Source organism: Burkholderia sp. PU8-34, assembly GCF_053427725.1.
In genome coordinates, this window is record NZ_JBSAXC010000100.1 from 1 (window position 1) to 290 (window position 290).

The following is a 290-nucleotide window of genomic DNA, read 5'->3' on the forward strand; positions in this document are numbered from 1 at the left end:
TCGACCAACGCGTTCATCAACACCGGCGACGGCCTCGGCATGGCGGCCCGCGCGGGCATCGCGCTGCAGGACATGGAGTTCTGGCAGTTCCACCCGACCGGCGTGGCCGGCGCGGGCGTGCTGATCACGGAAGGCGTGCGCGGCGAGGGCGGCATCCTGCGCAACTCGGACGGCGAGCGCTTCATGGAGCGCTACGCGCCGACGCTGAAGGACCTGGCGCCGCGTGACTTCGTGTCGCGCTCGATGGACCAGGAAATCAAGGAAGGCCGCGGCGTGGGCCCGAACAAGGA

At 70.0% G+C, this 290-nt stretch carries 1 protein-coding gene; it reads left to right on the plus strand.

All coding sequences use genetic code 11. The annotated features are described in order from the left end of the window. On the plus strand, positions 1–290 hold a 290-nt coding region (locus tag ACV22Z_RS35900), incomplete at both ends, for an FAD-binding protein (protein WP_448080965.1).